At 67.2% G+C, this 15364-nt stretch carries 14 protein-coding genes; 6 read left to right on the top strand and 8 right to left on the bottom strand.

Translation table 11 applies throughout. The features are described 5' to 3' along the window. Positions 1–5 precede the first annotated feature (5 nt). The gene (locus ACTIMF_RS12045) at positions 6–1286 is read right to left on the bottom strand and encodes an enterochelin esterase domain-containing protein (RefSeq protein ID WP_442350531.1); all 1281 of its coding nucleotides are present in this window, start codon (positions 1284–1286) and stop codon (positions 6–8) included. Positions 1287–1384: 98 nt separating this feature from the next. Between ACTIMF_RS12045 and fepB the strand changes: the two genes are divergently transcribed. The 5 genes from fepB to ACTIMF_RS12020 all read left to right on the top strand — a co-directional run bounded on the left by fepB (position 1385) and on the right by ACTIMF_RS12020 (position 6704). After that, positions 1385–2371, top strand: coding sequence for a Fe2+-enterobactin ABC transporter substrate-binding protein (gene fepB, locus ACTIMF_RS12040; RefSeq protein ID WP_442350530.1), 987 nt, complete (start codon positions 1385–1387; stop codon positions 2369–2371). A gap of 4 nt (positions 2372–2375) precedes the next feature. Then, positions 2376–3413 carry a FecCD family ABC transporter permease gene (locus ACTIMF_RS12035; protein ID WP_442350529.1) on the top strand — a complete coding sequence of 346 codons (1038 nt, stop codon included), beginning with the start codon at positions 2376–2378 and terminating at the stop codon, positions 3411–3413. Positions 3414–3427: 14 nt separating this feature from the next. Beyond that, positions 3428–4492, top strand: a complete 1065-nt coding sequence (locus ACTIMF_RS12030; protein WP_442350528.1) for a FecCD family ABC transporter permease — start codon at positions 3428–3430, stop codon at positions 4490–4492. Further along, the gene (locus ACTIMF_RS12025; protein WP_442350527.1) at positions 4489–5277 is read left to right on the top strand and encodes an ABC transporter ATP-binding protein; all 789 of its coding nucleotides are present in this window, start codon (positions 4489–4491) and stop codon (positions 5275–5277) included. Before ACTIMF_RS12030 ends, ACTIMF_RS12025 begins: the two co-directional genes overlap by 4 nt. A gap of 107 nt (positions 5278–5384) precedes the next feature. Then, positions 5385–6704, top strand: coding sequence for an MFS transporter (locus ACTIMF_RS12020; RefSeq protein ID WP_442350526.1), 1320 nt, complete (start codon positions 5385–5387; stop codon positions 6702–6704). A 73-nt stretch (positions 6705–6777) separates the two neighbouring features. Here ACTIMF_RS12020 and ACTIMF_RS12015 read toward each other — a convergent pair whose 3' ends face one another. Together ACTIMF_RS12015 and ACTIMF_RS12010 are read right to left on the bottom strand one after the other, a co-directional pair. Then, positions 6778–7329, bottom strand: a complete 552-nt coding sequence (locus ACTIMF_RS12015; protein WP_442350525.1) for an isochorismatase family protein — start codon at positions 7327–7329, stop codon at positions 6778–6780. 38 nt (positions 7330–7367) lie between these two features. Further along, complete coding sequence (locus ACTIMF_RS12010; RefSeq protein WP_442350524.1) at positions 7368–7796, bottom strand: MarR family winged helix-turn-helix transcriptional regulator; 429 nt, start codon at positions 7794–7796, stop codon at positions 7368–7370. A gap of 57 nt (positions 7797–7853) precedes the next feature. Between ACTIMF_RS12010 and ACTIMF_RS12005 the strand changes: the two genes are divergently transcribed. Beyond that, positions 7854–8831: an aldo/keto reductase gene (locus tag ACTIMF_RS12005; RefSeq protein WP_442350523.1), complete on the top strand. Its 978-nt coding sequence runs from the start codon at positions 7854–7856 to the stop codon at positions 8829–8831. A gap of 12 nt (positions 8832–8843) precedes the next feature. Here ACTIMF_RS12005 and ACTIMF_RS12000 read toward each other — a convergent pair whose 3' ends face one another. The 5 genes from ACTIMF_RS12000 to ACTIMF_RS11980 all read right to left on the bottom strand — a co-directional run bounded on the left by ACTIMF_RS12000 (position 8844) and on the right by ACTIMF_RS11980 (position 15305). Beyond that, a complete protein-coding gene (locus ACTIMF_RS12000; RefSeq protein ID WP_442350522.1) occupies positions 8844–9911 on the bottom strand; it encodes a lipocalin-like domain-containing protein in 1068 nt (355 codons plus the stop codon). A 77-nt stretch (positions 9912–9988) separates the two neighbouring features. Further along, positions 9989–11176: a CaiB/BaiF CoA transferase family protein gene (locus tag ACTIMF_RS11995; protein WP_442350555.1), complete on the bottom strand. Its 1188-nt coding sequence runs from the start codon at positions 11174–11176 to the stop codon at positions 9989–9991. A gap of 91 nt (positions 11177–11267) precedes the next feature. Further along, positions 11268–12755: an aldehyde dehydrogenase family protein gene (locus ACTIMF_RS11990; RefSeq protein WP_442350521.1), complete on the bottom strand. Its 1488-nt coding sequence runs from the start codon at positions 12753–12755 to the stop codon at positions 11268–11270. Next, positions 12752–14080 (bottom strand): homogentisate 1,2-dioxygenase, encoded by a 1329-nt coding sequence (hmgA, locus tag ACTIMF_RS11985; RefSeq protein ID WP_442350520.1) that lies wholly within the window; start codon positions 14078–14080, stop codon positions 12752–12754. The genes ACTIMF_RS11990 and hmgA overlap by 4 nt, the downstream gene beginning before the upstream one ends. A gap of 25 nt (positions 14081–14105) precedes the next feature. Beyond that, positions 14106–15305 (bottom strand): oxygenase MpaB family protein, encoded by a 1200-nt coding sequence (locus ACTIMF_RS11980; protein WP_442350554.1) that lies wholly within the window; start codon positions 15303–15305, stop codon positions 14106–14108. Positions 15306–15364: the final 59 nt, after the last annotated feature.

The raw sequence follows: 15364 nt of genomic DNA, 5'->3' as shown, positions 1-15364 counted from the left end.
GGGCGCTACCCGAACCCGATTCGCGCGAGCACACCTGGCAGCTCAGCCTGCCAACACGCGGCGTCGTGGCCGCCGGCGAACTCGTCGTAGTCGAGCACCGCGGCGCGCTCGACGAGCACGTCCCGCATCCGACGCACCGGTTCGATCAGCACCCATTCGTCCGTGCCGACCGACAGGTGCACCACGCCGAGCGAGACGTCACTGTCGTCGAGAACATCGGTCAACCATTCCGCGGGATACCCGCTGCTCGCGTTAGGCCACCAGAACGAACCCGACTGGCAGATCGAGACACCGAACCGATCGGGGGCGACGCACTGCGCGAAGAGTGCCGAGAGCCCACCGAGTGACGATCCCTGAATCGCCGTACGCGCAGGATCGGCGGTGACCGGCACCGGAGCCGCCTCGATCAGCGACCGGAGGTCCGCGACCAGGTGAGGGTTGCACGTCAGATCGATGTCCCGTTGCCGCACACCGCCATGACCGAGCAGCAGAACCACCGTGTTCGGCGCAAGGTGCGTGTGTACCCAGGCGTCCAGAGCGTCTTCGCCGTCGAGCAGGAGACGGTCTCCGTCGAGCAGGACGAGCACCGCTGCGTCTGCGCCCGCACTCGCCGGCACGACCCAGTGCCCATCACGGTGTCCCCCGCCGGCGGCCGCGATCCGGACCGGTACGAGACGTCCGGGCCGCTCCGGCGCAGTCGTCGCTATCACTGGCGGTGCGTCGGGCCCGGACGCCACGGACGAGCCGCGAAACCATTCGCGGGCGAGCGGATCCGGACGCGCGAGGGCGAGGAGGTCGTACCAGACGTTCACCTGGTCGTGCCGCGACGAATCGGTGGCACCGAGCGAGCGGGAGCGCCGCTCATTCAGGACCGGGTCCGTTTTCGGCGCAACGGATCCGTCGTCGACTGCGAGGCTGTACGTGCCCCGCCACCGCGCCGGCAGCGCGAGCGTGAGCGTCCACAGATCCGTGCCGGTCGTCCGCCGGAACACGGCGTCGTCGACCGTCGTGTCGTCGGTGAGCTTGCCCGCCACGAGGGCGACCCGATTCGCGTCCCCACGATGCACCCACGTGAACGATCGCCAGTCCCCGTCACCTTCGACGAGGGGCGCTCCCTCGGCGACGATGCGATCGTAGAACTCGTCGACTCGCGAGGGGTCCGCGCGCACCGCGTCGACCGACGGAGAGGTCGCCGCCTGAACACCGCGCGGACGGGGCGTGTGCGGGGGCGTCGTCAGTCGGCGGTCCTCCGGATTCGGACGGGCGAACAGTCGCGAATCGCTCATATCCCTGCCGTGCATACGCCGGACGCGGGCTTTTGTTTGAGGGTAGGCATACCTAGTAATCTGTCACAATTCTCTCCGAAAGGCCTCACATGACATACATGTCTACCGTGCGAAAGCGCCCTGCCGCGCTCCTCGTCGCACTCGTCGCAGCGGTCGGGTTGATTCTCGCCGGATGCTCGTCTGGGGGCTCCGGATCGGACGCGCAGGACTCGACGTCGAGCGGCGACTGGCCGCGCACGTTCAAGAACTCGGACGGTACGACTACCGAGATTCCGTCTCGGCCGAAGAACATCCTGTCCACCAGCGTGAGCGTCACTGGAACGCTCCTCGCGATCGGCGCCCCCGTCACGACGACCGCGAGTGACGCGAACGGCGAGTTCTTCCCGCAGTGGGCCGACGCCGCAGACAAGGCGGGCGTCCAGAAGGCGTGGCCCGCCGGCTCCCCGGACATCGAGGCAGCGATCGCCGCGGCACCCGACCTCATCGTGGTCGCCGCGACCGGACAGGACGCGATGGTCGACAACATCGCGGAACTGCGGGACATCGCACCGACCATCGTCGTCGACTACGGCGGCCAGACCTGGCAGGATCTCGCCACCGAACTCGGCGAGGCGACCGGTCTCGAGAAGCAGGCACAGACAGCTGTCGACGAGTTCGACGGCCTCGTCGCAGACACCGCGTCCGCGATCACGGTGCCCGAAGGCGAGGCCGACATCGTCTCCTACCGCGGCCCCGGCGGGTCCAATCCCATCGGACGCGCAGGCGGACCGCACGGGTCGCTGCTCAAAGCACTCGGATTCACCATCGAGGAGCCGAACTCGGCATGGCACAACCAGCCGGAGCCGCGTGCGGACTTCGTCTTCGCCGATTACGAGCATCTGACCGAACTCACCGCAGGCACAACGTTCGTTCTGTCCGCCGACAATGCGAAGGCACGCTCGGGATTCGCGGCAGACAAGGTTCTCGCGAACCTGCCGGCGGTCAAGAACAACCAGGTCTACGGGCTCGGCACCAACTCGTTCCGGATGGACAAGTACAGCGCGACCGAGATCGTCGAAGGCGTACGAGCGAACTTCGGCAAGTGACTCAATGACTGCCACGACGACGACCGCCTCGCCCCGAGCGCGGCGCGGCGGTCGTCGCGCGGTCGGCGCGATAGCCCTCGTCCTCGCGATCCTCGCTCTCTGCTTCGTGAGCATCGGCGTCGGCGTGGTCTCGATTCCACCGTCTGAGACCGTCGAATCGTTCTTCTCCTACGATCCGACGAACACCCATCACCTCCTCGCGCAACTCCAGCGGGTTCCACGCACGATCCTGGCCGTCGTCGTCGGAGTCTGCCTCGGCCTGGCCGGCGCGCTGATGCAGGCCCTGAGTCGCAATCCGCTCGCCGAACCCGGAATCCTCGGGGTCAACGCGGGCGCGGCGTGCGCGATCGCCGCCGGAATCGCGTTCCTCGGCGTCACGAATGCGTGGGGCTACGTCTGGCTCGGGCTCGTCGGAGCCGCTGTCGCAGGCGTGATCGTCATCGCGTTGGGCGGGGCTCGGCGTGGTGCCAGCCCCGTCAGACTGGTCCTCGCGGGTGCCGCGGTAACCGCGGTTCTGATGGCCCTGTCCCAACTGGTCCTCTTGAACGCGACCAGCGACGTCTACGACAGCTACCGAACGTGGATGATCGGTTCGCTGGCAGGCCGGGACTACCACGTGCTCGCGGCCGTCGCCGGACTGGCCGTCGTCGGGGTGGCCCTCGCCGCGAGCCTGGCCCGCTCCCTCGATTCCGCCGCGTTAGGCGAAGACGCGGCACGGGCACTCGGCGCGAATCCGACTCGTGTGTGGGCTGTGGCAGGCGTCAGCGTGATCCTTCTCGCCGGCTCTGCGACGGCGGCGGCCGGACCGATCGTGTTCCTCGGCCTCGCCGCGCCGCACGTCGCTCGATTGTTGGTCGGCGTGAGCCACCGTTGGCTGCTGACGTACTCCGCACTGATCGGCGCCCTCCTCCTCATCGGGGCGGATGTGCTCGGCCGTGTCGTGTCGCCCGGCCACGAGATCGGCGTCGGCATCATGGTCGCCATCATCGGCGGACCGTTCTTCGTGTGGATCGTGCGTGGACGGACGATCCGAGCCCTATGACCGAGAATCGCCCTATGACAGGAGGTCGGCTGACAGATCTTCGACCACCGTCCGGAAGCCTCGTCCGTGTCGGCCGCTGGCACGTCGTCGTGCATCCGCGGACCGCACTGGTGAGCGGCCTGCTGATCGTCGTGACGCTCGGTGCGGCGATCTACGCGATGACGATCGGGACCCTCGACATCGGCGCGGTGGACGTCTTCCGCGCCCTGTTCCACGCGGGTGACGCCTCAGACGTCCGAGTGGTGAACAGTGTGCGGCTGCCGCGTACGCTGACCGCCGCGCTGGCGGGAGCAGCGCTCGCCGTCTCCGGGTCGGTCTTGCAATCGGTGTCCCGGAACGCGCTAGGCAGCCCGGAGATCGTCGGCTTCACCACCGGAGCCGCCACCGGAGCCATCATGCAGATCGTGGTCTACCAGGCCGGAGATCTGCAGGTGGCGCTCGGCGCATTCGTCGGTGGAGTCCTGACCGCCGTCGTGGTCTACCTCCTCTCGGTCAAGGGCGGAACGACCGGCGGCTACCAACTGATCCTCACCGGCATCGGCGTCGGCGCGGTCTTGCAGGCGGTGAACGACTTCCTGCTCGCCTACGGAGGCCTGGACGAGGCGGTACAAGCGAACGTCTGGCGCGCCGGGTCGCTCTCGCTGCGAGGATGGGGGCACGTCACGACGGTCGGCGTCGCATGCCTCGTGTTGATCCCGGTCGTCGGCGTTCTCGCCAAACGCGCGAGCATCATGGAGATGGGCGACGACCTCGCAGCCCAACTCGGCGTGCGGACCGGACGCACGCGTCTGGTCCTCGTATTCACCGCGGTGTTTCTCGCCGCTGCGGCCACGGCCGCCTGCGGCCCGATCGCATTCGTCGCACTCGCGGCGCCGCAACTGGTCAACCGTCTCACGGGCTCGCAGTCGGTGTCGGTCGTCGGCGCCGCGGCGATGGGCGCCTGCCTGCTGGTCGTCTCCGATATCGTGTCGCAGACGCTTCCCGTGCAGGCCGCCGTCCCGATCGGCCGCGTCACCGGCGTGATCGGCGGCATGTACCTCATCTGGCTGCTCACGAGGAAGGACAAGGTCCGGGTATGACAGCTCTCAGCGCGCAGAACCTCACACTCGCCTACGACAACCGCACGATCTCCCGCAACCTCGACGTCGACATTCCGGCGGGCGAAGTCACCGTGATCGTCGGCCCCAACGGATGCGGGAAGTCCACCCTTCTCCGCGCACTGTCGCGATTGCTGACACCGAGCGAAGGCCACGTCACGCTCGACGGCGACGACATTCGGCGGCTGGGCGGCAAGGAGTTCGCGCGTCGACTCGCTCTTCTCCCACAGAGTTCGCAGGCTCCTCCCGGCATCACCGTCGGTGATCTGGTGGCGCGCGGTCGATTCCCGCATCAACGACTGCTGCAGCAGTGGTCGGTGGACGACCAGGTCGCCCTCGAGCGAGCCATGGCGGCCACCGGTATCACCGATTTCGTCGATCGCGGCGTCGACGAGTTGTCCGGCGGTCAGCGGCAGCGAGTGTGGGTAGCGATGCTGCTGGCCCAGAACGCGCCCGTGATGCTGCTCGACGAACCGACCACCTTCCTCGACATCGCCCATCAACTCGATGTGCTCGACTTGCTCGCCCGGCTCAACAAGGAGGAGGGCCGCACGGTCGTCGTCGTGCTGCACGACCTCAACCAGGCCGCACGGTACGCCGACCACCTGGTGATCATGAGCAACGGAGCGGTCGCGGTCCACGGCCCACCCGCAGACGTCCTGACCGAGGGTCTTCTGGGGGACGTCTTCGGTTTGGACGCCCGCGTCATCGTCGACCCCGTCCTGGGCAATCCACTCGTCATCCCGATCGCGAGTCGTATGCGGTGAGTACCAACACCGTCGCCACGGCGACGGTGTCACGAGGTGGGGCGACGTTACGATCACCATGATCGTTTCCGTTGGCGGCGGCGGGCCGTGTTCCTAGGATCACCCCGGTGACACTTACCGAGAACCGCACAACCGGGCAATCGACGTCGGCACCCGACAACCGCCGCCTGCGCAACGTAGTCCTCGCCAGTCTGTTGGGCACGACGGTCGAATGGTACGACTTCTTCCTCTACGCGACGGCCGCAAGCGTCGTGTTCAAGGACGTCTTCTACCCGGACACGAGTGCGTTCGTCGGCACTATGCTCGCGTTTGCGACATTCGCGGTCGGATTCGTGATGCGCCCGGTCGGTGGCATGATCTTCGGCCACATCGGCGACCGGATCGGCCGCAAACGCACACTCGCGTTGACAATGGTCACGATGGGCGCAGCGACCGCGCTGATGGGCGTTCTGCCGTCGTATGCTCAGGTCGGAGTCGCCGCCCCGATCCTGCTCTTGGTACTGCGCATCGTGCAAGGCTTCGCACTCGGCGGAGAGTGGGCCGGGGCCGTTCTGTTGGCTGTGGAGCATTCACCTGCCCGCCGCCGTGGGCTGTTCGGATCGATCCCGCAAATCGGCCTCGCCGTCGGTCTGGCCCTCGGCACGCTCGTATTCGCCGGTCTGCAGACCGTTTTCGGCGACGCCGCTTTCGAGTCATACGGGTGGCGCATCGCCTTCTTGATCAGCATCGTGCTGGTCGTGATCGGCTTCGTCGTACGACTCCGAGTCGAGGAGACGCCGGAATTCGCTGAGGTCGACAGGCTGGCGAAGAAGTCGTCGGCCCCACTGAAGGATGTGGCACTGCCACCGCACACCCGCAACACGATTCTCGGTCTGTTCGCGCGGTGGGGCGAGGGGGCAGCGTTCAACACCTGGGGAGTATTTGCCATCACCTATGCGACAGGCACCCTGGACATGCCTGACGTCCCCGTTCTCGTGTCCGTCGGTATCGCCGCGACAGTCATGGCGGTACTGCTGCCGTTCGCCGGAATCCTCGTCGACCGCCACGGTCCGCGCCGCGTCTACCTCACCGGCATCGCCGCATACGGTCTTCTCGTCTATCCGGCGTTCGCGTTGTTCGACACCGCGAACCTCGTGTGGTTCACCGTCGGTCTCGTCGTCGTGTTCGGTGTGGTCCACGCGTGGTTCTATGGTGCGCAGGGCACGTTGTTCGCGAGCCTGTTCCCGACCGAGGTCCGCTACACCGGGCTGTCGGTGGTCTACCAGTTCTCGGGCATCTGGGCATCGGGGCTCACCCCGCTGATCCTGACTGCGCTGCTCGGCGCCGCCAACGGCTCCCCTTGGCTCGCATGCGCGTATCTGGTGACCACCTCGGTGATCAGCGTGGTCGCGACGGCGTTGATCAAGCGATCCGACACCTATCTGTAGATCCGTAGACGAGACTGCCGCGACCAGTCGCGCCGACGGTTCGGTCACGACCGCGATCGCAGATCGCGGTCTCTCATCCGTGGAGTTTCGCGAAGACTTCCGCAGTAGTCGTCACTTCGCCGAGTCTGGGGAAGATCGTGGTGAGCGAGCGCTCGTGCGCGGCCGGATCCGAGTCGGTCATCGCGTCCTCGACGAGGACCACATGGTAGCCGTGTTCGTATGCGCTGCGGGCGGTCGATTCGACGCCGATCGACGTCGAGATGCCAGTCATGACGACTTGGGTGACGCCTCGCTCGCGCAGCCGAGCGTCGAGGTCGGTGTTCGTGAACGCGCCCCACGCTCGCTTGGTGACGCGGAGGTCGTCGGCACCGGACCCGAGCGATGCGTCGACCACGATGTCCTCCGCGGAGAAGGTACCTGTACCGGCGCCGGCGTCGGTGCGCCCCGGTGGTCGCGTTGCGACGTTCACCAGCACGACCGGCCGGCCTGCGGCCCGAAACTCGGCGGCGAGCGCCGCCGAGTTGGCCACGGTCTGCTGCGCGGCGGCACCGAACGCGCCGACGATGTTGCGTTGAAGGTCGATGACGACCAGTGCGGCGTTCTCGTCGATCGCAGTAAGCGGCATACAGTTCCTTCTCTCCTCGTATCAGGTCTGGGTTCTTGTCAGTCCGCGAGCCTCGCCAGAAGCGGAAGTGCGGCCGCGAGTGTCTCGCGTTCGGAATCGGTGAGGCGCTCGTCGACGGCGTGCGCGAGCCACTCGTCGCGGGTCCGGCGGGTCCCGTCGACGAGTGCACGCCCACCCGTCGAGAGCGAAAGGACCTGCCGGCGACCGTCCTTCGGATCCGGGGCACGTTCGACGAGTCCTCGCTCGGTCAGGACTGCGACGGTCGCCGCCATCGACTGCGGACGCACCCGCTCGGCGTCGGCGAGCTCGCTCGAGGACATCTCGCGTCCCGCGAGCCGGCTCAGGACCGCGGTCTGCGACGGCGTGAGCTCATCGAAGGCGGCGACCTCCCGGAACCGTCGCCGCAGACGACTGAACACGACCCGTACCTCGCCCGCGATGAGCCACGCATCCTGCCGGTCAGCCACGGTCTTCAGCCTAAGCTGACGAAGTCCCTCCCCGCCACCGCGAGTAGCGTGCCGAGCATGGACTACTTGCCTCTCGGAAACAGTGGACTCGTGGTGTCGGCGCTCGGCGTCGGGTGCAACGCATTCGGCCGACGGATCGACCAGAGGGCGGCGAACGACGTCGTAGCGGGCGCGTTCGACAACGGGGTCAACTTCTTCGACACGGCCGATTCGTACAGCGCGGGTCAGTCGGAGACGATGCTCGGGAACGCCCTCGGCTCGCGCCGCGACGAGGTCGTCATCGCGACCAAGTTCGGCATGGATCCCGGTGATCTCTACCCCGGCGCGCAGGCCAACCGGGCGAGCCGCTCGTACCTGATGCGCGCCGTCGAAGGGAGCCTGCGCCGACTCGGCACCGACTACATCGATCTGTACCAGCTGCACACCCCCGACCGGATCACGCCGATCGATGAGACGTTGTCGGCGCTGTCCGATCTCGTCCGATCGGGCAAAGTGCGGTACATCGGCTGCTCCAACCTGGCGGCGTGGGAGGTCGCCGACGCTGCGGGCGTCGCCGATGCGATCGGCGGCGAGCACTTCATCACCGCGCAGAACGAGTACTCGCTGTACAACCGCAGTGCCGAGGCCGAACTCGTGCCTGCACTCGAGCACTACGGGATGAGTCTGCTCCCCTACTTTCCGCTCGCGTACGGCCTGCTCACCGGCAAGTACTCGCGCCACGAGCCTGCGCCAGAGGGATCACGACTGGTCAGCGAGTCGTTCCGGTACGAGGCCGCCGACTGGGATGTCGTCGACGCCGTCCGGGCTTTCGCAGCCGAACGCGACGTCACCATGCTCGACGTCGCACTCGGCGGGTTGCGCGCCCAGCCGACGGTCGACTCGGTCATCGCCGGAGCGACGTCGTCGGCGCAGATCACCGCGAATGCGCAATCGGTGCTGTGGTCGCCGACCGACGACGACCTCGCCGCCCTCGACGAAGCGGTGCCGCCCGGCTCCGGAAGCGGATATCTGACATTCGCTCCGCCCCAACGCTAGGGGTCTGGGCACTCAGCTCAGCGCGACCAACTCGTGCAGCGTGCTGCCCTCGACGGTCTCGGTCGAGCCGTCGTCCTGTGTCACGGCGAGGATGAAGTCCGACTGGAATCGGAAGTAGCCGGGTTTGCCGATCAGCCGGTCGGCGATCGGCCGCATCAGCGGGCTGCCGATCACCGGGATCTGTTCAATCAACGAATGCGACTGCAGCACCTGTCGGACGCTCATCTCGAGCCGGAACATTCCGGGCGCCTCGAGCGTGAACGTCTGCGGGTAGTCCTGTCTGGCGACGTCGTCGTAGACCGAGGGGCCGAGCGTGAATTCGACGTCTCCGGTAGACAGCAGGACCTTGTCGCCCTTGGCCAGCATCACCGGCATGATCTGCAGGTTGCCGTACTTCTCGTTGCACGCGACGACGGCGTAGAGCAGCGAGTAATCCTCAGTGTAGAGGCGGCCCCAATGCCAGCGTTCGATGACGCGGGGCATGTTCCCGACGCCCCAGTTGTGGTCGGCGTAGCCGCGGCCGGTCACCTCCCAGCGATCGTCGCCGATGACGACGGTGCCGCTCACGGCGGCGCGGGGCGCCCCGACGCACCAACCGAAGACGCCGCCGTCGCCGAACTGGGTCTCTCCTCGTCCGGGCATCCAGGGCGCGATCTCGTTGCGGAATTCGAGGTCGAGTCGGACGTCCTCTTCGTCGAAGGTCACGAAGTAGGTGGGCATGCCGGCCTCGTCGAATTCGACGCGAGCCGAGTTGGGGCCGATCCGCACGTCGGCCTCGTCGGTGGAGAAATGCGCGGCTCGCGCCGGATACTTCTGCGCGATCTGCAGTCTGCTGCCGTCCGGGCGGTAGACGATGATCTCGACCCAGGGCCGCGACATCGGCGGATCCTCGGGACGACGCTTCACCAGGAAGCCGACGACGGTGTAGCCGTTGTCCAGGTGCGCGTCGAAGTACCAGTGCTCGAAGGCGGTGCGCTCGGCGCGCTCGTGCAGAGCGTTGTGTTCGGGCCGGACCACGGTGATGGTCCCGTCGCTGCGGCCCGGCCCGTTCCACGCTTCGACGGCGTCGATGGTCGTCATCAGATCTCGTTTCCTATTCTTCGCTTCGTTCTATTCGTCGGGCGCCGGACGGCGCCCGCTGAAGATCACCCTGGACCTCAGATCACTCCGGCGGCAGCGAGTTCAGCGAGACGCTGCTCGCCGATCCCGAGCAGACCGGTGTACACCTCGGTGTTGTGTCGGCCGACAGTTGCCGGTCCGGACGACCGGACGCTGCCGGGAGTCTCCGACAGTTTGGGCACCACACCCGGCCCGAGGACCTCACGCCCCAGGCGGTCGTCGGGGTGCGGTACCAACATCTCTCGAGCCTGGAACTGTTCGTCGGCGACGACGTCGGCGACCGTGTTGACCGGGCCGGCGACCACGCCTGCGTCGGCCATCAGTTCGATGACCGTGGCACCGTCACGTTCGGCGACCCACGCGCCGATGATCTCGTCGAGCAGGTCTTCGTGTCTGCCGCGGGCCACATGGTCTCGGGTGCGCTCGTCGTCGATCAGGTCTTCCCGCCCGATCACCGCGCACAGTCGCCGGAACACGGTGTCCTGGTTGGCGGCGATGATCACCCATCGTTCGTCCCGGGTCGGATACAGGTTGGACGGCGCGATGCCGCTGAGCCTGGTGCCGGACGGTTGGCGGACGACGCCACCGAGGTCGTAGTCCGGGATCGTCGATTCGAGCATCGCCAGGCAGGCCTCGGTGAGCGCCACGTCGACGATCTGACCGCGGCCGGTGAGGTGGCGGGTGTGCAGCGCAGCCAGCACGCCTTGGACTGCGAACATTCCCGCCAGCGAGTCGCCGATGGACAGCGACATCCGCGGCGCGGGGCCGCCGGGGAATCCGTTGATGTAGCGGAGCCCGCTGACGCCTTCGGCGACCGAGGCGTATCCGGCTTTGAACGCGGCCGGACCCGTCTGTCCGTAACCGGACACCCGGGCCAGAATGATTCCTGGATTCTGTTCGGCGAGAACGTCATACCCGATCTGCCACTTCTCCAGGGTCCCCGGCCGGAAGTTCTCGACGATGATGTCGCTCCGCTCGACCAGGTCGAGGAAGACCTCTCGTCCCTCATCCGCGCGCAAGTCCAGACTGATGGCCTTCTTGTTGCGGGCGTGCACGGTCCAGAAGGCTCGTTCGCCGTCGAGCTCGGCCTGACCCCAGGTCCGCAACGGATCGGCCTTGCCCGGCGCCTCGATCTTGATGACGTCGGCCCCGAGATCGCCGAGGAGCCTGCCAGCGAACGGCCCGGCGATGAGCGTGCCCAGTTCCAGCACCCGCAGATCGGCCAGTGCGCCGGTGTTGTCGGGTTGCCCGGTCGCTCCAGAATCCCTGTTGTCAGAGCCCCCATTCTTAGAGCCCCCAATTTCAGAACCCCCAATTTCAGAACCCAAGGTGGACCGTCTTCTCTTCAGTGTTGGCATGGATACCAGACTGCCCCAGTTCGCGCCCGTAGCCGCTGGCTTCGCGGCCGCCCCAGGGCAGACCGGGTTCGGGGACGCCCCAGCCGTTGACCCACACCATGCCGACGCGAAGACGGGGAATCACCGAGTGCGCGGTGGACAGACTGCTGGTGTGGATCATCGCGTTGAGGCCGTACTTGGTGTCGTTGGCGATCTGCACCGCTTCGTCGGTGGTGGAGAACGCAATGACGGTTGCTACGGGGCCGAAGATCTCTTCGCGGGCGATCGTCAGGTCGTTGTGTCCGCGGAACACGGTGGGCTCGACGAAGTAGCCCGGACGGTCCAATACCTTCCCGCCGGTGACCAGTTCGGCGTTCTCGCTCGTGCCGAGACCGATGTAGCGCTCGATGGTGTCGAGTTGTGTGCGGTTGACGATGGTGCCCATGGTGCTCGACGCGTCGCGGGGGTCGCCGATGACGGCGGCCTGGGCAGCGGTGACGAGGCCATCGATCACTTCGTCGACACGCGACTCGTGGACGAGCACCCGAGTGCCCGCCGCACAGACCTGTCCCTGGTGATAGAAGTTGCCCATCGCGATCCACGGCATGGACTGCTCGAGGTCGGCGTCGGCGAAGACGAGTTGCGGAGACTTGCCGCCGAGTTCGAGGGTCATCTTGCGGAACTTGTCTCCAGCCCGCGGCTCGATGGTTCGTCCGACGCGCGCGCTACCGGTGAAGCTGATCTTGTCGATGCCCTCGTGACGGGCGAGCGCCGCACCGGCCTCCTCACCGAGCCCGGTCACCACGTTGAGCACGCCTTCGGGCAGGCCGGCCTCGACGAGCAGTTGCGCGAGACGGATGGTCGAGAGCGACGCGTCCTCGGCGGGTTTGATGACGGCCGTGTTGCCCGCAGCGAGCGCCGGAGCGAGTTTCCAGCCGGCGATCACCGCCGGGTTGTTCCACGGGGTGATGGCGCCGACGACGCCGAGCGGCTGCCTCAGGGTGTAGCCGAACCGCTGTTGCGGACCGTAACTGGGGAGAGCGGAGGTCTGGCCGACGATCTTGTCCGCCCAACCGGCGAAGTGCCGGAATGTACCTGCGGTTGCTGGGATGTCGCCGTTGACGCTGTCGACGAACAGTTTGCCCATCTCCACCGACTCGAGCGCTGCGAGGTTCTCCGCGTCGGCCTCGATCAGGTCGGCGGCACGCGAGAGGATGCGTCCGCGTTCGGCGCCTGGCAGTTCGGACCAGACTCCGGACTCGAACGTCTCGCGGGCGGCGGCCACGGCTGCATCGACGTCGGCGTCGGTGCCTGCGGGGAGTTCGGCGACGACGCTCTCGTCGGCCGGGTTGGCGGAAACGTAGGTCGCCCCACCCGAGGCCGCGCGACGAGAATCGCCGATCCGCAGGCTGACGTCGGGGATCGTCGGTTCGAAACGAGCCGTTGCATTCGCTGCAGTATCGGTCATCGGTCGTCTCCTTCAGGAGTGCTGGTTGGTGGGGTGAAACGTGGGGCGAGACCATCCCACGCCGAGTCGTAGTCCTGCTGCCGGTGATCGCCCGACATAGCCTGCTCGGTGACTGTCAGCGGCAGTCGCGTCTCGAACATGAACGCGATCGAGTTGTCGAACTTCTGCGGAGTCAGTTCGGCTTCGGTGCCGAGGGAGTGCGTCGTCAGGTCCGGACCGTGTGCGGCGAACATGTTGTGCAGACTCGCTCCGCCCGGTACGAATCCCTCGGCTTTGGAGTCGTGTGCGCCGTAGATCAGACCCATGAACTCGGTCATGACGTTCCGGTGGAAGTGCGGCGGACGGAATGTGTGCTCGCCGACCAGCCACCGCGGGCCGAAGGCGCAGAAATCGACGTTCGCCTGGCCCGGTATCGGCGTCGGCGACGTCAGGACGGTGTGGATCGACGGATCGGCATGGTCCCAGTTGGTGGTGCCGAAGACGTTGAACTCGGCCAGGTCGTAGACGTACACGCCGTGGCTGCCGTGCCAGGCGACGACGTCGAGCGGCGAGTCCGGCAGCGTGCACGCCCAGAGATGCCCGCCGAACTTGTGCACCAACTGCACCTCGCCGACCCCCTGTTCGTATGCGGCCGCCGGGTGCCGGAAGTGCCGGGCGTGTGCGAGGCCGTTGGCGCCGATCGGCCCCAGCTCCGGCAGCTCGAACGGCGCCCCGTAGTTCTCGCAGACGTAGCCAGCGGACTCGCCGCCGCGCAGGTCGACGGCGAACTTGATGCTGCGGGAGATCAATACGATCTCGCCGGGGGCGGCGTCGACGACGCCCAGCTCGGTCCGCACTCGGATCGGCCCGGACTGCGGCACGATCAGCATCTCGCCGTCGCTGTTCTGGAAGTACCGGCGCCCCATGGACGCCGTCGCCGAGTAGAGGTGCACCCCGATGCCGGTGCGGGCGAGCACGTCGCCGTTACCCGCGACGGTGTACAGGCCGTCGATGAAATCAGTGCCGGACGGGCGGGGCGGCAGGGGGTTCCACCGCAGACGGTTGGGCACGGGCTCGCCGGGCAGCGGCGCGGACGCCATGGCGCCGTCATCGATGCGGGCGAGCGGCGGGTGACCCGCCGTCGGCCGGATGCGGTAGCACCAGGTGCGCCGGTTGTGTGCGCGCGGTTCGGTGAACGCGGTGCCGGAGATCTGCTCGGCGTACAGCCCGTAGGGCGGACGTTGCGGCGAATTCTGCAGCGGCGGCAGCGCACCCGCGACTGCCTCGGAGGAATGCTCGTTGCCGAATCCGCGGAGATACTGTGTCATGCCAGGCCCTGTCGTCATGCCAAGCCCTTTCGGTAGTGGTCGGTCATCGGCGCAGCGCGCCGGACGCGTCGAATTCGGCTTCTCGGTCGGACATCTGGGCGCGGTACCAGTTCTCTCGATGCCGCCGCATGACCTTCTCGTGCACACGCCCCAGCGGCGGGATGCGACGCAGTGTCTCGACGACGGCGACCGCCGGGAAGCGCACGGCCACCCAGGCCAGACCGGGCAGCGCACTCGGCATGTCATGCTTGGCGTAGGTCTGCGGGAACATGAACAGCCGCGCATACGTCGCGTACATCGCCGCGTTGTAGCGTTCGCGCAGTCGCTGGAGCCCGGTGTGATCGCCACGCGGGGCGAAGGCCCGCGGGAAGGACTCGATGAGCTCGACGCCGCCCGCCCCCGCGTCGTAGCTGCGAGCGGTGCCGACGATGGCCAGCAGACGCAGACTGTCGGCGATGGTCTCCGGGTACCAGGTGTTGCGCACCCCGACGATGTGGCCCATGTACCGCTGGAAGTGGATCAGATCGTAGATTTCCTTGCGCGTGGTCTGCACTCCGAGGATCCACAGCGCCAATCCCGGCACCACACTGCCGCCGAGCAGCGTCAGCAACATGTAGGCCTGACTGATCGGCAGGCCCCATTTCTCCGAATGCCATTCGGGATGATCGGCGACCCGACGGCGCACCGAGACGTGCATGACGCGTACCAGCATCGCGGTCGCGCGGCCCTTGCTACCCTGCGTCAGCAGACCGCCCGGCTCGGAGACGTCGATCCAGAACCGCGACGTCTCCAGGAAACGGCGCAGTGCGTTGTCACCCGCGTACCCGCCAGCCAACGACAGCGGTGTCGCCACCGCGGCCTCGGTGTACATCTCGAGTGTCTCGCCCCCGGCCACGCTGAACAGGAACGTTCCCCACCGGCGCCAGATACGGGCACCGGCTTCGACCGTGGCCGGGTCCACCCACTCGGGGATCTGCTCGAATTCGGCGAACAGCTCCACCATCGACGGCGGCGGGTTCTCGATGCTGTCGAGGCCGTCGGCGAGGGCGCGTTTGAGCATCGCGCGCCCCTGCACCATGCCGATCTCGCCGTAGAGGACTTCGTCGACGAAGCGCTCGGCTACCGGATCGCCCGCGTACATGTCGCCGGCGAAGGCTTCGATCTGCTGCGTGGTCGGGAAGATGTCGGCGCCGGTCAGTCGCTTGGCGGCCTTCCGCGCACGACGGATCATCGGGCGGGACATGGTCGCCCGGTACGGGAACGCCGTGGGCTCGGCTCGGCCGGTCGCGACCTGATCGTCGT

The organism is Gordonia sp. (in: high G+C Gram-positive bacteria) (assembly GCF_052106715.1).
GTDB lineage: Bacteria > Actinomycetota > Actinomycetes > Mycobacteriales > Mycobacteriaceae > Gordonia.
Note: the sequence above shows the minus strand (reverse complement) of the source record. Positions and strands in the feature narration are given on the sequence as shown.

Coding starts and splice junctions, on each gene's coding strand:
- ACTIMF_RS12045 (WP_442350531.1), bottom strand. CDS start 1,286: ATGAGCGATTCGCGACTGTTCGCCCGTCCGAATCCGGAGGACCGCCGA.
- fepB (WP_442350530.1), top strand. CDS start 1,385: ATGTCTACCGTGCGAAAGCGCCCTGCCGCGCTCCTCGTCGCACTCGTC.
- ACTIMF_RS12035 (WP_442350529.1), top strand. CDS start 2,376: ATGACTGCCACGACGACGACCGCCTCGCCCCGAGCGCGGCGCGGCGGT.
- ACTIMF_RS12030 (WP_442350528.1), top strand. CDS start 3,428: ATGACAGGAGGTCGGCTGACAGATCTTCGACCACCGTCCGGAAGCCTC.
- ACTIMF_RS12025 (WP_442350527.1), top strand. CDS start 4,489: ATGACAGCTCTCAGCGCGCAGAACCTCACACTCGCCTACGACAACCGC.
- ACTIMF_RS12015 (WP_442350525.1), bottom strand. CDS start 7,329: ATGCCGCTTACTGCGATCGACGAGAACGCCGCACTGGTCGTCATCGAC.
- ACTIMF_RS12005 (WP_442350523.1), top strand. CDS start 7,854: ATGGACTACTTGCCTCTCGGAAACAGTGGACTCGTGGTGTCGGCGCTC.
- ACTIMF_RS12000 (WP_442350522.1), bottom strand. CDS start 9,911: ATGACGACCATCGACGCCGTCGAAGCGTGGAACGGGCCGGGCCGCAGC.
- ACTIMF_RS11990 (WP_442350521.1), bottom strand. CDS start 12,755: ATGACCGATACTGCAGCGAATGCAACGGCTCGTTTCGAACCGACGATC.
- hmgA (WP_442350520.1), bottom strand. CDS start 14,080: ATGACGACAGGGCCTGGCATGACACAGTATCTCCGCGGATTCGGCAAC.
- ACTIMF_RS11980 (WP_442350554.1), bottom strand. CDS start 15,305: ATGTCCCGCCCGATGATCCGTCGTGCGCGGAAGGCCGCCAAGCGACTG.